This window comes from Paraburkholderia sp. CI3, assembly GCF_050436505.1.
In the GTDB taxonomy this organism is placed as follows: domain Bacteria; phylum Pseudomonadota; class Gammaproteobacteria; order Burkholderiales; family Burkholderiaceae; genus Paraburkholderia; species Paraburkholderia tuberum.
In genome coordinates, this window is sequence record NZ_JBNDMI010000004.1 from 1,915,073 (window position 1) to 1,930,309 (window position 15,237).

The following is a 15,237-nucleotide window of genomic DNA, read 5'->3' on the forward strand; positions in this document are numbered from 1 at the left end:
CGTTGCCCGCAAACTATGCCTGAATCCTCCAAACGCCCGCCACGCCTGATTCTGGCGTCGAGTTCGCGGTATCGCCGCGAGTTGCTCGAACGCCTGCGCGTGCCGTTCGACGTCGTCGTGCCTGCGATCGACGAAACCCCGCTCGCCGCCGAAACGCCCGAAGCCACTGCGCTGCGCCTCGCCGAAGCCAAAGCGCGTGCGGTCGCCCAAGGCCTCGCCGCCGACGAACACGCGCTCGTGATCGGCTCCGACCAGGTCGCCACCTACGACGGCCTGCAGATCGGCAAACCCGGCACGCACGACAGGGCGCTCGCGCAATTGCAGGCGATGCGCGGCCGCGACGTGTTGTTCCACAGCGCGCTGTGTCTGTTCGACAGCGCGACGGACAGCGCGCAAACGATCGACGTGATCACCCGCGTGCGCTTTCGCGATCTGCCGGACGCGGCGCTCGACGCCTACCTGCACGCTGAAACACCGTACGACGTGGCCGGCAGCGCCAAATCCGAAGGGCTTGGCATCGCGCTGCTGGAGACCATCCATTCCGACGACCCGACCGCGCTCGTCGGCCTGCCGCTTATCGCGCTGTCGCACATGCTGCTCGCGGCCAACTACCCGCTTTTGGGGGCCCGATGACCGGTACGCTATATCTCATTCCCAACACGCTCGGCGAAGGCGACGCAAGCGCGCTCGATCTGGTACTGCCCGCGCCCGTACGCGCCCGCGCCGCGTTGCTGCACTATTACATTGGCGAAAACGCCAAAACCACGCGCGCGTTCCTGAAGAAAGTCGGCCCCGATCGGCCGATTCAAGAAATCGAGATTCGCGAACTGAACGTCAATACGCCGGCCGGCGAAATCGACAAGCTGCTCGCGCCGCTGCTGTCGGGCACCGACGCGGGCCTCGTCTCCGAGGCTGGCTGCCCTGCAGTCGCGGACCCGGGCGCGCTGCTGGTGCGACGCGCGCACGAGCGCGGCGTAAAGGTTGTGCCGCTGGTCGGGCCGAGTTCGATTCTGCTCGCGCTGATGGCATCGGGGCTGAACGGCCAAAGCTTCGCGTTTCACGGCTACCTGCCCGTCGACGTCACCGAGCGCGCCAAACGTCTGCGCGATCTCGAGCAGCAGTCGCGCAAGAGCAAGCAAACGCAGATCTTCATCGAAACGCCGTACCGGAATCGCGCGCTGCTCGATACCTTGCTCGCGACCTGCGCGCCGTCGACGCTGGTCTGCGTGGCGGTCGATCTGACGCTGCCGAGCGAAGTGATCGCAAGCCGGAGCGTCGCCGACTGGAAAAAGAAGGCGGAGATCGACCTGCATAAGCGGCCGGCGATTTTTCTGATTCTGGCGGCCTGAACGTAGGCGCCGGCCAGGCAGCTGAGGGCGACCTGGGCCCGAAACTCACAACGCAAAGTCCGCGCGATCGGCCAAAACTGACCGCGCGGGCGTCTTTTTAAAACGGTGATTCAACGCAAATTCATTTTCGCGCCGAGCGCCATCGCCCGAACCGCGCCGGCGCCGACGGCCGCGCCGAATTTGCGGGCAACGCGATCCGTAATGCTCTCTTTCACCGTGTAATCGATGATATCCGGCGCCTTGAAGATCTCACGCGCGACGTAATCTGCATCGCCAAAACCGTCCGCGAGTCCAAGTTCGACGCTCTTCTGCCCCGTCCAGAATAGACCCGAGAACATGTCCGATGTCTCATGCAGACGCTTGCCGCGCCCTTGACGCACCGCGTCGATGAACTGCGCGTGGATCTGATCGAGCATAATCTGCGCATGTTCGTCCATCTTCGGCGTTTCGGGCGAAAACGGATCAAAAAAGCCTTTGTTCTCACCCGATGTATGCAGTCGGCGCTGAATCCCCAACTTGTCCATCAGGCCGGTGAAACCAAAGCCGTCCATCAGCACGCCGATCGAACCGACGATACTCGCCTTGTCGACATAGATCTTCTCCGCCGCCGCGGCCGCGTAGTAGCCGCCGGACGCGCACATGTCGCCGACCACGACGTACAGCGGAATAGACGGATATTTGCCGCGCAATCGCCGAACTTCGCTGTTGATAATGCCCGCTTGCACTGGACTGCCGCCCGGGCTGTTGCAATAAAGAATCACGCCGGCTGTATCGGAATCTTCAAACGCGGAATCGAGTGCAGTGTTGATATCTTCGGCGTTCGCACTCGCATCCGTTGCGATCTCGCCATCAAGCGAAACCATTGCCGTATGACGGCCAGTCGTGGCGACCCGCTCGCCCGAGAGGTTCAGCGCACCCCATACCGCCAGTGCGAGCACTGCGAGGAACACGAAGCGGAAGAAAATCCGCCAACGTCGCGCGGCGCGTTGCTCGTTGATCGCGGCGAGCGCGATGCGCTCGAGCGCGGCCCTTTCCCAGCCGGGCTGGTCGGCGGATGCACGGGAGCCGCCTCCCGAGGCAGGGTTCTTTTCGGGGGTCAAATTGTCGGACATGCGGGCAGTTGAAAAATGGAAGAGGAAATCAGCGCGTGACCGGCAGCAAATCGCCGTCAGGCAGCCAGAATACCGCACGGCCCTCGAGCGTATCGCGTTCCTCGACCTGCACGGGACGCAATCTGCCCCCGCGACACGGACCACCGACGCATTTGCCAGTATCCGGCGCGTAAATCGCGCCATGTGTCGCGCACATCAAGTATAAGCCGGACGATTCGAAGAACTGCCCTTCCTGCCAGTCGAGCTCCATCGGCACATGAGCGCAACGGTTCAAATAGCCGTAGGCGCAGCCATCATAGCGGACGAAAAACACCACGGCATCCTGCCCGCCGAGCCGCGCGTCGCGCCGGATGCCGTCGCCACCGTCGACCAGCTCGTCGGCCGCGCAAATGCGCACTGCCTGCGCAGCCGCGGCAGTAGGAGTATCCTCGCCGTCGGCGCTCATGCGTTCTCCCGCAGCCAACCGGACAGATCGCTGATGCTCGACGCCACGAACTTCGGTGACATCGCATTCAGCGAATTCGCCGGATGCGCGCCATAAGTCACGCCAATGCCCGCCACGCCGGCGTTGAGCGCCATCTGCAGATCGTGTGTCGTATCGCCGATCATGACCGTGCGCGCCGTATCCTGCCCCAATTCGCGGGTGAGCTCGTGCAGCATGGCCGGATGCGGTTTCGAGAAGGTTTCGTCAGCGCAGCGCGTGCCGTCGAACAGGCTCGTCAGGCGCGCCTGGTCCAGCGCGCGATTGAGCCCGACGCGGCTCTTGCCGGTCGCGACCGCGAGCAGATAGCCGACGTCGCGCAACTCCTGGAGCATCTCGCGCACGCCGGGGAACAGCTCGGTAGTCTGGTCTTTTACAAGAAAATGAAAGCGGTAACGCTCAGAAAGCCGCGGGTAGTCGGCCGGATCGAGCGTCGGCGCGGCAATCTGCAGCGCGTCGCGCAGGCCGAGGCCGATGACGTAGCTCGCGGCTTCGTCCGCGGGAACCGGCAGGCGAAGATCGCGGCACGCCGCCTGGATGCTGCGCGTGATATGCGCGGTGGAATCCATCAGCGTACCATCCCAGTCAAACACGATCAGATCGAATTGCTCTCTAGCCATGCAAGGTCGTCTCCGGGTTGAACCCAGTGCGTAGTTCGTTGAGTTGTTCTATAAAGCCGCGGCAGTCGGCAGGCAGCGGTGCCTCCAGCTGCAGCGGCGCGCCCGTCGCAGGATGCGTGAGCTTGAGCCGGTAAGCGTGCAGAAACATCCGCTTGATGCCGGGCTTCGCGTTGGCGCGCGCAAGCGCCTTGTTCAGCGCGAAATCGCCATATTTGGCGTCACCGACGATCGGTAGTGCCAGATGCTGCAGATGCACGCGAATCTGGTGCGTACGCCCCGTCTTCAGTTCCGCCTCCAGCAGCGCATATTCCGGCCAGCGCTCGACCAGATTGAAGATCGTGTGCGAAGCGAGGCCATCGGCCTGCACGCGCACGCGGCGCTCGCCGTCGGCGGTCAGGTACTTGTGAAGTGGCTCCTTTACCGCGCGGCGGCGACCCCAGTCGCTCGCCCATTCGCCGTGCACGCACGCGTAGTAGCGCTTGTCCATCCGGTTATCGCGAATCTGCTCGTGCAGATTGACGAGCGCCGCACGCTTCTTCGCGAGCATCAGGATGCCCGAGGTCTCTCGATCCAGTCGATGCACGAGTTCCAGGAATTTCGCCTGCGGCCGCGCCTCGCGCATCTGCTCGATCACACCGAACGCGACACCGCTGCCCCCGTGGACCGCAACGCCGGCCGGCTTGTCGATCACGAGCAGATGCTCGTCTTCGAACAGGATGTGAAAGCCCGGCGCGGGCACGGGGACGCGGGCTGCGGCCTGATTCGGCTGCGCGACGCGGATCGGCGGCACACGCACCAGATCGCCCAGTTCGAGCCGGTACTGCGCGTCGATCCGGCCCTTGTTCACGCGCACTTCACCGCTGCGCAGGATGCGATAAATATGGCTTTTCGGCACGCCCTTGCAGACGCGCAGCAGGAAATTGTCGATGCGCTGACCAGCCGAGCGGTCGTCGATTTCGATTAGCGAAACCTGGTCGCTTGAAACCGAGTCTTCGACCGCGCCTGCAACCGATCTCTGGGATGTTTTGCCTAACTCTTTCATTCTGAATATAATTTGCCCAGCAGTCCGCGACGGCCGGCGCAGTGTCCGGAATGCGGCGGATTGCGCGAGCGCAAGCGATAAACCGTTATTTTACTTGCGCCGGGGTCTGGTTGCTCGCCCTGAAAATGAGATGCAACAAGTTGCACGCACGAAGTCAGCTCCCGGCAGGGACGGCGCCCGCAGGCGCGTTCGGTCAAGGTCGGCTTCGACGGTAACGGAATTTTGGTAAAAAAGAATTTAGCTTTCAGCTTCGTGATCCGGGTGGTATGACGCCCAGCTGGACGAAGCTGCAAGTCGCGAAAATACGGCGTGCGCCCAAGGCGTCTTGTAGAAAGTACAAGACATGGCGACGTCAAAAGAAGGCGAGACACCCCCAGCAGGAAAAGACGCGCCGCCTGCGCGAACTTCCCGTTGCGGCATGACCGCGGACTTCGGCCCTTCGCTCGCGCGCCCATTTGGCGCGCCGGCTTCAGAGGGCGAAGACTTATGAAGGTCTGCTGGCTAAACGCGGCGTGTCAGGCCATGATTTGAAGCCGTGTTCGCATGTGCCCTGCGGCACCGTGCCCTTTTTTTATCGGGCTGGGCCCTCTCAGGCAATTCTCCCGCCATCTTTCCCGCTCCAGCGTGTTTGTGAAAACACAATAAGACGCGGCACGCCTACTCTCCCCGCTCTCGCGACTGACAACCGCGCAGCTGGACTGGCGAGGCCGCTCTGGAGCCGTTCAATGAAACGAATGTTGTTCAACGCGACGCAGCAGGAAGAGCTGCGCGTCGCCATCGTCGATGGGCAAAAACTCATCGACATCGATATCGAAACCGCCGGTCGCGAACAGCGCAAAGGCAATATTTACAAGGGCATCATCACGCGCATCGAGCCGTCGCTCGAGGCCTGCTTCGTCAACTACGGCGAAGACCGTCACGGCTTCCTGCCGTTCAAGGAAGTCGCCCGCCAGTACTTCCGCGATGGCGTCGACATGCGTTCCGCACGCATCCAGGACGCATTGAAGGAAGGTCAGGAACTGATCGTCCAGGTCGAAAAGGAAGAACGCGGCAACAAGGGCGCAGCCCTGACCACGTTCATCTCGCTCGCCGGCCGCTATCTGGTGCTGATGCCGAACAACCCGCGCGGCGGCGGCGTGTCGCGCCGGATCGAAGGCGACGACCGTCAGGAACTGCGCGAAACCATGGCGCAGCTGCAACTGCCGGAAGGCATGAGCATCATCGCGCGCACGGCCGGCATCGGCCGCAGCGCCGAAGAGCTGCAGTGGGACCTGAACTACCTGATGCAGCTGTGGCGCGCAATCGAAGCCGCGTCGCAAAGTGGCACGGCCGGCCAGCCGATGCTGATCTATCTCGAATCGAGCCTCGTGATCCGCGCGATTCGCGACTACTTCCAGCCCGATATCGGCGAAATCCTGATCGACACGACCGAAATCCATGACCAGGCCCGCGCCTTCATGGACATCGTGATGCCGGACAACGTCGGCAAGGTAAAGCGCTACCACGACGACGTGCCGCTCTTCTCGCGCTTCCAGATCGAGCACCAGATCGAAACCGCGTACTCGCGCACCGTGCCGCTGCCGTCGGGCGGCGCAATCGTCATCGACCACACCGAAGCGCTCGTCGCGATCGACGTGAACTCGGCGCGCGCCACCAAAGGCGCGGACATCGAGGAAACGGCCGCGCGCACGAACCTCGAAGCCGCCGACGAAGTCGCTCGCCAACTGCGTCTGCGCGACCTGGGCGGCCTGATCGTGATCGACTTCATCGACATGGAATCGGCCAAGAGCCAGCGCGAAGTCGAACAGCGCCTGAAAGACGCGCTGAAGCACGACCGCGCCCGCGTCCAGATGGGCAAGATCTCGCGCTTCGGCCTCATGGAGCTGTCGCGTCAGCGTCTGCGTCCGGCGCTGTCGGAAGGCAGCCACGTCACGTGTCCGCGCTGTAACGGCACGGGCCACATCCGCGATACCGAATCGTCCGCGCTGCAAGTGCTGCGGATCATTCAGGAAGAAGCGATGAAGGAAAACACCGCGGCGATCCACTGCCAGGTGCCGGTCGAAGTGACCGCCTTCCTGTTGAACGAGAAGCGCGCCGAAATCAACAAGATCGAGTCGCGTTTCAAGGTCAACGTCGTGCTGATCCCGAACAAGCACCTCGACACGCCGCACTACAAGCTCGAGCGTCTGCGTCACGACGACGCGCGCCTCGACGAGCCGCGCGCATCGTGGAAGATGGCCGAAGAAGCGGCCCGCGAACTCGAATCGGAAACCGGCTACAGCAAGCGCGCTGAGGAAGTGAAGCCGAAGCAGGAAGCGGCGGTCAAGGGCATCACGCCCGAGAAGCCGGCTCCGAGCGCGCCGGCCCGCCCGGCGGCTATCCCCGCTCCGGTCGCGGTGACGCCGGCCAGTGGCGGCTTCATCGGCTGGCTGAAGAATCTGTTCGGCATGCAGCCGGCTGCTCCGGCACCCGCGGCGCCGGCCACCACCGACAAGCAGGCCCGTCCGCAACGCGGTGAACGCACCGAGCGCGGTGAGCGCACGGGCGAGCGCGGCGGCGATCGCAACCGCAATCGCCGTGGCGGCGCAGGCGGTCGCGACGCGGCAGCGCGTGGCGAAGGCGTGACCGGCGGCCGTCAGGCGCAAGGTCAGCAGCCGTCGCCGCGTCGCGAGGAACGCGAAGGCCGCGAGGCACGCGAGGGCCGCGAACCGCGCGCGCCGCGTGAGCAACGCGAACCGCGTGACGCCCGTGAAGGCCGTGAACTGCGTGAGGCTCGTGAGCCGCGTGAAGCGCGTGAACCGCGCGAGGCTCGCGAACGCGACACCCGCGGCGCCGAGCGCGCGGAAGCCGTCGAAGGCACGGCACGCGGTGAGCGTCGCGAGCGTGGCGAGCGCGCTGAACGCGTCGAGCGTGGCGAGCGTCGCAAGCCGCAGGCGGAAGCCGCCTCGGCGCTGACGCAAACCGACACGCAAGCTGCCGACGAACTGGCGCGCAACCGCGCCGCAGCGGGTGAAAACGGCGTGCCGGTCGATCAGGAAACAGTCGCACGTGACGGCGAAGAGCGTCGTCGCCGCCGCCGCGGCCGTCGTGGTGGTCGTCGCGAGCGTGAAGAGGACGTGAATGGCAATCTCGCGGCGGATGTCGCGGAAGCCGAAGGCGACAACGTTGCCGCCAGCGACGAAGCGCCGGTGCGCACCCAGCAGCCGGTCGAGCACACGCCTGCAGCCAGCGAAGCGAAGGAAGTGACCCCGGTCGAAGTGGTGGTCGCCGCTGTCGCAACGGAAAGCGCCGTCGTGGCCGAACTGCATGCGGCAGCCGAAACGCCGGCTCTCGCCGCGGAAAATGCCGCGAAGACCGAAAAGGTCGTGCCGGTGGAAGAGGCCCCGGCGGCGTCGATCGAACCCGTGGCGGCGGAGCCGGCTCTCGAAGCGCCAGCGCAGGCAGAGCAAGCCGCGTCTGCCGCGAGCGAACCGGGTACGCCGGCCGCTTCGGTCGAACCCGCCGCGCATGCCGAATCCCCGGCAGTCGAGCCGGCCCTGGAAATGCAGCCGACCGTCCCGACCGAACCGCGAGCCGTCCCGGCTGCGCTCGACACCGCGGCTCCGGCCACGATCGTCGAGGCACCGGCAACCGTGCCGGCACCGCAGGCCGAAATCGTCGAGCCGCAACCGGTCGTCGCAACGGAACCGGCCGTGGTCGAACCGGCGCCCGTCGCCGCGGCCCCGCAGCCGGCCCCCGTCCGCAGCGCAGCCCCCGCCGCCGCATCGGCCGACGCCTTGCAGCCGATCCTCGAGCAGGCTGGCCTGATCTGGGTGAACACCGACGCCGACAAACTGCGTGCCGCGCAGGAAGCGGCGGCGCAGACGGTCAAGCCGCCGCGCGTGATCCGTGAGCGCAAGGCGCTGCCGCCAGACGACCACACGCCGATGCAACAGGTCGAAACGATCAAGCATCCGCAGTAAGCCGCGTCGTTGTTCGTGAAAAAGCCCGCCCTTTCCGGCGGGCTTTTTCTTTAGGCGGTCATTTGTCGCCGCGAGCCGCACCGCGCCGCTCCCCGTATACCCCGACAACGTCCGTCGCGCATCTGCCGCCACCGGCATTTCCGATAGAATCAAATCATCCCCGTCCGTTAAAGCACCTGACGAAGCATTTCATGTCACGACGCATCATCCCTGTTGCCGATCTCAGCGCGGCGCCGGTCATCACCGGCCCAGTGCAAACACCTAGCGGCGTGCTGCACGATGCGCTCGCGCGTCCGCTGCACGATCTGCGCATCTCGGTGACGGACCGCTGCAACTTCCGCTGCGTGTATTGCATGCCGCGCGCAGTGTTCGACAAGGACTATGCTTTCCTGCCGCACAGCGCGTTGTTGAGTTTCGAGGAGATCGAGCGGCTCGCGCAGTTGTTCGTCGCGCATGGCGTCGAGAAAATTCGCCTGACCGGCGGCGAACCGTTACTGCGCAAAAACCTCGAATTCCTGGTCGACCGGCTCGCCCAGTTGACCACGCCTGCGGGCCGTCCGCTCGATCTCACGCTGACCACCAACGGCTCGCTGCTCGCGCGCAAGGCGCGCAGCCTGAAGGACGCCGGCCTCACCCGCGTGACCGTCAGCCTCGATGCGCTCGACGACGCGCTGTTCCGCCGCATGAACGACGCCGACTTCGCGGTCGCCGACGTGCTCGATGGCATCGCCGCCGCGCACGCGGTCGGGCTCGCGCCGGTCAAAGTCAACATGGTCGTCAAACGCGGTACCAACGACGGCGAAATCGTCCCCATGGCGCGTCATTTCAAAGGCACGGGCGCGGTGCTGCGCTTCATCGAGTACATGGACGTCGGCACCTCGAACGGCTGGAACATGACCGAAGTGCTGCCTTCCGCCGAGGTCGTCACGCGCATCGCCGAGCATTTCCCGCTGGTGCCGCTCGAAGCGCACAGCGCCGCCGAAACTGCGCAACGCTGGGGTTATGTCGACGGCGGCGGCGAGATCGGCGTCATTTCGAGCGTCACCCGCGCGTTCTGCGGCAATTGCACGCGCGCGCGTTTGTCGACCGAGGGCAAGCTATACCTGTGCCTGTTCGCATCGACCGGACATGACCTGCGCGCGCTGTTGCGCGGCGGTGCGAGCGATGCCGGAATCGCCACCGCCATCGCCGAAATCTGGCAGGGCCGCGGCGACCGCTACTCGCAGCTGCGCGGCAGCCAGCCGGCCGATCAGGGCGAGCCGGCCAAGCGTCGCGTCGAAATGTCCTACATCGGCGGCTGAGCGGCCGACGCATGCCCATCCCCCGCGAACAGATCACTGGCCTCGTGCTCGCGGGGGGGCGCGGCACGCGCATGGGCGGCGTCGACAAGGGGTTGCAGCCGCTGCACGGCGAACCGCTCGCCGCTCACGTGCTGCGGCGCCTCGCGCCGCAGACCGGCCCGCTGATGATCAGCGCGAACCGCCATCCCGACACCTACGCGGCGCTCGGCGCGCCATATCGCGCAACGCTCGTCGCCGACACCCTCCCCGACTTTCCCGGCCCGCTCGCCGGCATGCTCGCCGGACTGCGCGCCGCCGGCACGGCGTACCTGCTGAGCGCGCCCTGCGATTCGCCGTGGCTACCGGCCGACCTCGCCGCGCGCCTCGCGGATGCGCTCGACGCGAACCACGCCGACATCGCAACGGTCACCACCGTCGACTCCGGTGGAGAAACCTCCCTGCACCCGGTATTCGCACTGATGCGCACCGCCGTCGCGGACGACCTGGCCGCGTTTCTGGCCTCCGGCGAGCGCAAGGTCCGCGCGTGGTACGCGCGCCACAAGACGGTCGAAGTCGTCTTTGCCGACGAGCGCGCGTTCTACAATGCCAACTCGTTACAAGAACTCGCCGACCTCGAACGCAATCGGGGCCCCGGCTGACATCCGCTCCGGCCGCACGGCAACAGCCGCGCCCGTCACCGGTCGCGACGCCCAGCCATTCATGACCACGCTCAACGACTTTTCCCGCTGCGTCGCGCAGTACGATCCTCATGCGCTACCCGTCCCGGCCGCTCAGGCGATCGTCCGGCAGTGGGCGACGCCGGTCGCGGCCGTCGAGCGCCTGGCGTTGCGCGATGCACTCGACCGCGTGCTAGCCGCCGACATCGTGTCGCCGATCGACGTGCCCGCGCACGACAACTCCGCGATGGACGGCTACGCATTCAATCACGCGGCGCTCGCGGCCGCTATGCGAGGCGGCGCGGACAGCGTCGAGCTGACGGTCGCCGGCAAGGCGCTCGCCGGTCATCCGTTCACGGGCCGCGTCTCGGCGAACCAGTGCGTGCGCGTGATGACGGGCGCCTGCATGCCCGCCGGTTGCGACACCGTCGTGCTGCAGGAACAGGTGGAGCGCGACGGCGCGGATTCCACGTCGATCCGCTTCGCCGCCAGCGCGGTGGCGGCGGGCGCGAACCGCCGCCGCGCCGGCGAAGACCTCGCGCGCGGCCACGTCGCGCTGCATGCCGGCCGCATCGTGCGCGCGTCGGACCTCGGCCTGCTCGCGTCGCTAGGCATTGGCGAAGTCAGCGTGCGGCGGCGTTTGCGCGTCGCGTTCTTCTCGACCGGCGACGAACTGCGCTCGCTCGGCGAGCCGCTCGACGCGGGCTCGGTCTACGACAGCAACCGCTACACGCTGTTTGCGATGCTGCGGCACCTGAACATCGACGCGCTCGATCTCGGCGTCGTGCGTGACGAGCCGGCCGCGCTCGAAGCCGCGCTGCGCAGTGCCGCGGCCAACGCCGACGTGGTGCTGACTTCGGGCGGCGTGTCGGTGGGCGAAGCGGACTTCACGAAGCAGCTGCTACAGACCTTCGGCGACGTCGCCTTCTGGAGTCTCGCGATGCGCCCCGGCCGGCCGCTCGCGTTCGGCCGCCTGTGGTCTGGCGCACAGCCCGGGCACGGCAAACCTGCGCTATTCTTCGGCCTGCCCGGCAACCCGGTCGCCGTGATGGTGACGTTCTATCAGATCGTGCGCGAAGCGCTGCTGCTGATGGCCGGCGCGACGCCGCGGCCGCGGCCGGTGATTCACGCGACGAGCCGCGTGGCGGTGGGCAAGCGCGCAGGCCGCACCGAATTCCAGCGCGGCATCGCCGAACAGGACGCGCACGGACACTGGCACGTGAGCCCGACCGGGTCGCAAAGCTCAGGCGTGCTGAGCTCGATGAGCGAAGCGAACTGCTTCATCGTGCTCGGCCACGACGAGGGCGACATCGACGTCGGCGATCGCGTGTCGATCATGCTGTTCGACGGTCTCATCTGACGTTCCAGGCGGCGCATCGATCGCACGACATCGGCACCACAGCAGCACTTCATCGACACTCCACCCACTATCGCTACTACGACACACGGGTTTGACTTACATGAAAAAACAGATCTCGTTCATCGCACCAGGACAGACGGCCAAAGCGCTGATCCTCGTGTATCTGACGTTCTCGGTGCCGATCGTGCTGCTCGGCGTGGTGGTCGCATTCGTGCGCTATGGCTCGGTCGAGCTGAGCACGGTGTTCAGCGCGCTGCTGCTGAACGCGATCCTCGGCTTCGTGCTGTTGTGGATCGCCTGCCACGCCTACAACTGGGTCGCGTCGCGCTTCGGTGGTATCGAAATCCATCTGGCCGACGCACCGGAAGAAGCGTAATGCCCGCGACGATCCGCGCCGCCAAGCCCGCGGATACCGGCGCGATCTTCGCGCTCACCTACGAACTCGCGCAGTTCGAGAACCTCACGCACATCTTCGTCGCGACGGAAGATAGCCTGCGCGACGCGCTGTTCGGCGCGCGGCCGTCGATCGAAGCGCTGGTTGCCGAAGACGCGGGGAGCATCGTGGGCTATGCACTGTTCTTCCACAATTTTTCGAGCTTCGCGGGCCGCCGCGGGCTCTATCTCGAAGACGTCTACGTGCAGCCCGCGCAGCGGGGCAGCGGGCTCGGCACCGCGCTTCTGCGACACGTCGCGGCGCTGGCGGTGGAGCGGCAATGCGCGCGCTTCGAGTGGACCGTGCTCGACTGGAATCAGCCGGCGATCAGCTTCTATCAGAAGATGGGGGCGACGGTGTTGCCGGACTGGCGCGTCGTGCGCGTGACGGGCGATGCGCTGGCGCGGCTGGCTGCAAGGGCCTGAATTCCAGCGCCTCGCCCCTCATTGCTCATCAGGCTCCGCATTCGACAGCGCATCGCCGAGCAACCCGCTCGCCTCGTCGCCCGGTAACGCCTCGACGTCGCGCAGCTTGCGGTTCATCATGCGCGTGCGCGTTTCCGCGGCCTCGATCGAACGCGTGACGGTTTCGAGCTGCGCCTTGGTCTTCGCGAGCACGTCGCCGAATTTGCCGAACTCCGTCTTCACCGCGCCGAGTACCTGCCACACCTCGCTCGAACGCTTTTCGATCGCGAGCGTGCGGAAACCCATCTGCAGACTATTAAGCAACGCGGTCAGCGTGGTCGGCCCCGCAATCGTCACGCGATAGTCCCGCTGCAGCAGATCCGTGAGTCCCGGTCGGCGCAGCACTTCCGCGTACAGGCCTTCGGTCGGCAGGAACAGCAGCGCGAAGTCGGTCGTATGCGGCGGCGCCACGTACTTCTCCGCGATCGTGCGCGCCTCCGCGCGAATTCGCACTTCGAGCGCGCGCGATGCTTCCTCGACCGCGACCGGATCGGCGCGCTCCTGCGCTTCGATCAGCCGCTCGTAGTCCTCGCGCGGGAATTTGGCGTCGATCGGCAGCCATACCGGCGTATTCGCGCCGCCGGGCTCCGGCCGCCCCGGCAGACGAATCGCGAACTCCACGCGATCGGCGCTCTTCGGCACCGTCGCGACGTTCTTCGCGTATTGATCGACGGTCAGCAGTTGTTCGAGCAAGGCTTCGAGCTGCACTTCACCCCACGTGCCGCGCGTCTTCACGTTGGTCAGCACGCGCTTCAGATCGCCGACGCCGGCCGCCAGCGTCTGCATTTCACCGAGGCCGCGATGCACCTGTTCGAGCCGGTCGGACACGAGCTTGAACGACTCGCCGAGACGCTGCTCAAGCGTTGCGTGCAGTTTTTCGTCCACGGTGCGGCGCATTTCCTCGAGCCGGGTCGCGTTGTTCGCCTCGATGTCCTTCAGGCGCTGCTCGATCGTCGCGCGCACTTCGGCGAAGCGCCGGTCGTTCGCCTCGGTTAGTTGGCCGAGTTGCAGGCTCAGCGTGTCGCCGAACTGCTTCAGCGAGCGGCCCTGCTCGTCGCGCGCCTGCTGCGCCTGCGCCTGCAGGCTGTGACGCACGGCGTCGAGCTGTTGCGCGAAGCCGTCGATCTTGCCGCCCTGCACCGTCGTCATGCTGCTGAACTGCGCGGCGAGCGTCTGCTGAAAATGCGCGAAGCCGCTGCTTTGCTCGGAGCGCGACACGCGCGCGGTCTCGGCGATGTCGTTGCGCAGTTGCCGCTCGAGCCGCTCGGCGGTATGCGCCTGCGCGTCGACGACGGCATCGACGCGTTCGTTCAGCATCTCGAACTGTTCGCGCTGCTCCGTGCGGTCGTGACCGCGTAGCAGCAAGGCCAGTGCGATCACGAGGGCAACCGCCAGCACCGCGACGGCCGCCACCAGAATCATTGTCATGAACGCGCCTTGCCGATCACGTCGGGGTTGATCGGATTCGGCGGCTGACCGGCGCGCGGTCCTGCGCCGAGGCCGGCGATCAGGTTGTCCGCGGCGAGATTCGCCATGGCGCGGCGCGTGGTTTCGGTCGCGCTCGCGATGTGCGGCGTCAGCACGACGTTCGGCACGTTCAGCAGCGCCGGGTGCAGCTGCGGCTCGCCTTCGAACACATCCAGACCGGCCGCCGCGATGCGCCTGTCACGCAGCGCGTCGGCCAACGCCGCATCGTCGACGATGCCGCCGCGCGCGATGTTGGTGAGCGTCGCGCTCGGCTTCATCAGCGCCAGTTCGGCCGCGCCGATCGTGTGGTGGTTGCCTTTGTTGTACGGCAGCACCAGCACGACGTGGTCGGCGCGCCGCAGCAGATCCTCTTTCGACACGTACTCCGCGTTCAGCTCGGCCTCGATTTGCGGCGCGACGCGCGAGCGATTGTGATAGATGACCCGCATGTTGAAGCCCTGCGCGCGCCGCGCGAGCGCCTGGCCGATGCGGCCCATGCCGATCACGCCGAGCGTCGAACCGTATAGGTCGCTGCCGAGGAAGCCATCGTAGCTCCACTTCTGCCAATGTCCGGCGCGCAGCCAGTGCTCCGATTCGGCGATGCGGCGCGCGGCGGCCATCATTAGCGCCCAGCCGAAATCGGCGGTCGATTCGTTCAGCACGTCCGGCGTGTTGGTGCCGAGTACGTTCGCCGCGTTGAACGCGGCCATGTCGAAGTTGTTGTAGCCGACCGCCATGTTCGACACGACGCGCAGACGCGGCGCCGCGGCGAGCACGCCCGCGTCGATCATCTCGCCGGCCGTCAGCGCGCCGTCCTTGTCCGCGAGACGGCGCTTCAGTTCGTCGGCGGGCAACACGTCGCCCTCGTTCCAGTCGACGTCGAAGTACTGCTTGAGCCGGTCGATCACGTCGGGAAAGATCGAACGGGCAACGAGGATTTTCTGCAATGCAAGTCTCCGTATCGCACGTCGAGGGATAGTCTCGGCGTTG

General features: G+C 66.0%; 14 protein-coding genes. 8 read left to right on the plus strand and 6 right to left on the minus strand.

What is annotated here, in order from left to right; all coding sequences use genetic code 11:
• Positions 1 to 15 precede the first annotated feature (15 nt).
• Positions 16 to 633: a Maf-like protein gene (locus OKW29_RS30160; protein ID WP_429293634.1), complete on the plus strand. Its 618-nt coding sequence runs from the start codon at positions 16 to 18 to the stop codon at positions 631 to 633.
• Positions 630 to 1,349, plus strand: a complete 720-nt coding sequence (locus tag OKW29_RS30165; protein ID WP_184027982.1) for an SAM-dependent methyltransferase — start codon at positions 630 to 632, stop codon at positions 1,347 to 1,349. The genes OKW29_RS30160 and OKW29_RS30165 overlap by 4 nt, the downstream gene beginning before the upstream one ends.
• 110 nt (positions 1,350 to 1,459) lie before the next feature.
• On the opposite strand, the gene OKW29_RS30170 is transcribed toward OKW29_RS30165, so the two are convergent.
• Genes OKW29_RS30170 through OKW29_RS30185 form a run of 4 tightly spaced genes read right to left on the minus strand, consistent with a single transcriptional unit; the run spans position 1,460 to position 4,604 of the window.
• Entirely contained in the window at positions 1,460 to 2,461 is a 1,002-nt protein-coding gene (locus OKW29_RS30170) for a S49 family peptidase (protein WP_429293635.1), read from the minus strand.
• A gap of 28 nt (positions 2,462 to 2,489) precedes the next feature.
• The gene (locus tag OKW29_RS30175) at positions 2,490 to 2,906 is read right to left on the minus strand and encodes a Rieske (2Fe-2S) protein (RefSeq protein WP_429293636.1); all 417 of its coding nucleotides are present in this window, start codon (positions 2,904 to 2,906) and stop codon (positions 2,490 to 2,492) included.
• On the minus strand, positions 2,903 to 3,562 hold the full coding sequence (locus tag OKW29_RS30180; RefSeq protein WP_184027976.1) for an HAD-IA family hydrolase: 660 nt from the start codon (positions 3,560 to 3,562) through the stop codon (positions 2,903 to 2,905). The genes OKW29_RS30175 and OKW29_RS30180 overlap by 4 nt, the downstream gene beginning before the upstream one ends.
• On the minus strand, positions 3,555 to 4,604 hold the full coding sequence (locus OKW29_RS30185; protein WP_184027972.1) for an RluA family pseudouridine synthase: 1,050 nt from the start codon (positions 4,602 to 4,604) through the stop codon (positions 3,555 to 3,557). The genes OKW29_RS30180 and OKW29_RS30185 overlap by 8 nt, the downstream gene beginning before the upstream one ends.
• 725 nt (positions 4,605 to 5,329) lie before the next feature.
• On the opposite strand from OKW29_RS30185, the gene OKW29_RS30190 reads away from it, so the two are divergent.
• The 6 genes from OKW29_RS30190 to OKW29_RS30215 all read left to right on the plus strand — a co-directional run bounded on the left by OKW29_RS30190 (position 5,330) and on the right by OKW29_RS30215 (position 12,741).
• Positions 5,330 to 8,566 carry an Rne/Rng family ribonuclease gene (locus OKW29_RS30190; protein WP_429293637.1) on the plus strand — a complete coding sequence of 1,079 codons (3,237 nt, stop codon included), beginning with the start codon at positions 5,330 to 5,332 and terminating at the stop codon, positions 8,564 to 8,566.
• A gap of 191 nt (positions 8,567 to 8,757) precedes the next feature.
• Complete coding sequence (moaA, locus tag OKW29_RS30195) at positions 8,758 to 9,867, plus strand: GTP 3',8-cyclase MoaA (protein ID WP_429293638.1); 1,110 nt, start codon at positions 8,758 to 8,760, stop codon at positions 9,865 to 9,867.
• Between the two features lie 11 nt (positions 9,868 to 9,878).
• A complete protein-coding gene (gene mobA / locus OKW29_RS30200; protein ID WP_429293639.1) occupies positions 9,879 to 10,505 on the plus strand; it encodes a molybdenum cofactor guanylyltransferase MobA in 627 nt (208 codons plus the stop codon).
• Positions 10,506 to 10,566: 61 nt separating this feature from the next.
• The gene (gene moeA / locus OKW29_RS30205) at positions 10,567 to 11,883 is read left to right on the plus strand and encodes a molybdopterin molybdotransferase MoeA (protein ID WP_429293640.1); all 1,317 of its coding nucleotides are present in this window, start codon (positions 10,567 to 10,569) and stop codon (positions 11,881 to 11,883) included.
• Positions 11,884 to 11,983: 100 nt separating this feature from the next.
• Entirely contained in the window at positions 11,984 to 12,259 is a 276-nt protein-coding gene (locus tag OKW29_RS30210) for a hypothetical protein (protein ID WP_008923126.1), read from the plus strand.
• Entirely contained in the window at positions 12,259 to 12,741 is a 483-nt protein-coding gene (locus OKW29_RS30215; RefSeq protein WP_018421300.1) for a GNAT family N-acetyltransferase, read from the plus strand. The genes OKW29_RS30210 and OKW29_RS30215 overlap by 1 nt, the downstream gene beginning before the upstream one ends.
• Before the next feature lie 18 nt (positions 12,742 to 12,759).
• Here OKW29_RS30215 and OKW29_RS30220 read toward each other — a convergent pair whose 3' ends face one another.
• The gene (locus OKW29_RS30220) at positions 12,760 to 14,208 is read right to left on the minus strand and encodes a DNA recombination protein RmuC (protein WP_429293641.1); all 1,449 of its coding nucleotides are present in this window, start codon (positions 14,206 to 14,208) and stop codon (positions 12,760 to 12,762) included.
• Positions 14,205 to 15,194: a 2-hydroxyacid dehydrogenase gene (locus OKW29_RS30225; RefSeq protein ID WP_090801203.1), complete on the minus strand. Its 990-nt coding sequence runs from the start codon at positions 15,192 to 15,194 to the stop codon at positions 14,205 to 14,207. Before OKW29_RS30225 ends, OKW29_RS30220 begins: the two co-directional genes overlap by 4 nt.
• Positions 15,195 to 15,237: the final 43 nt, after the last annotated feature.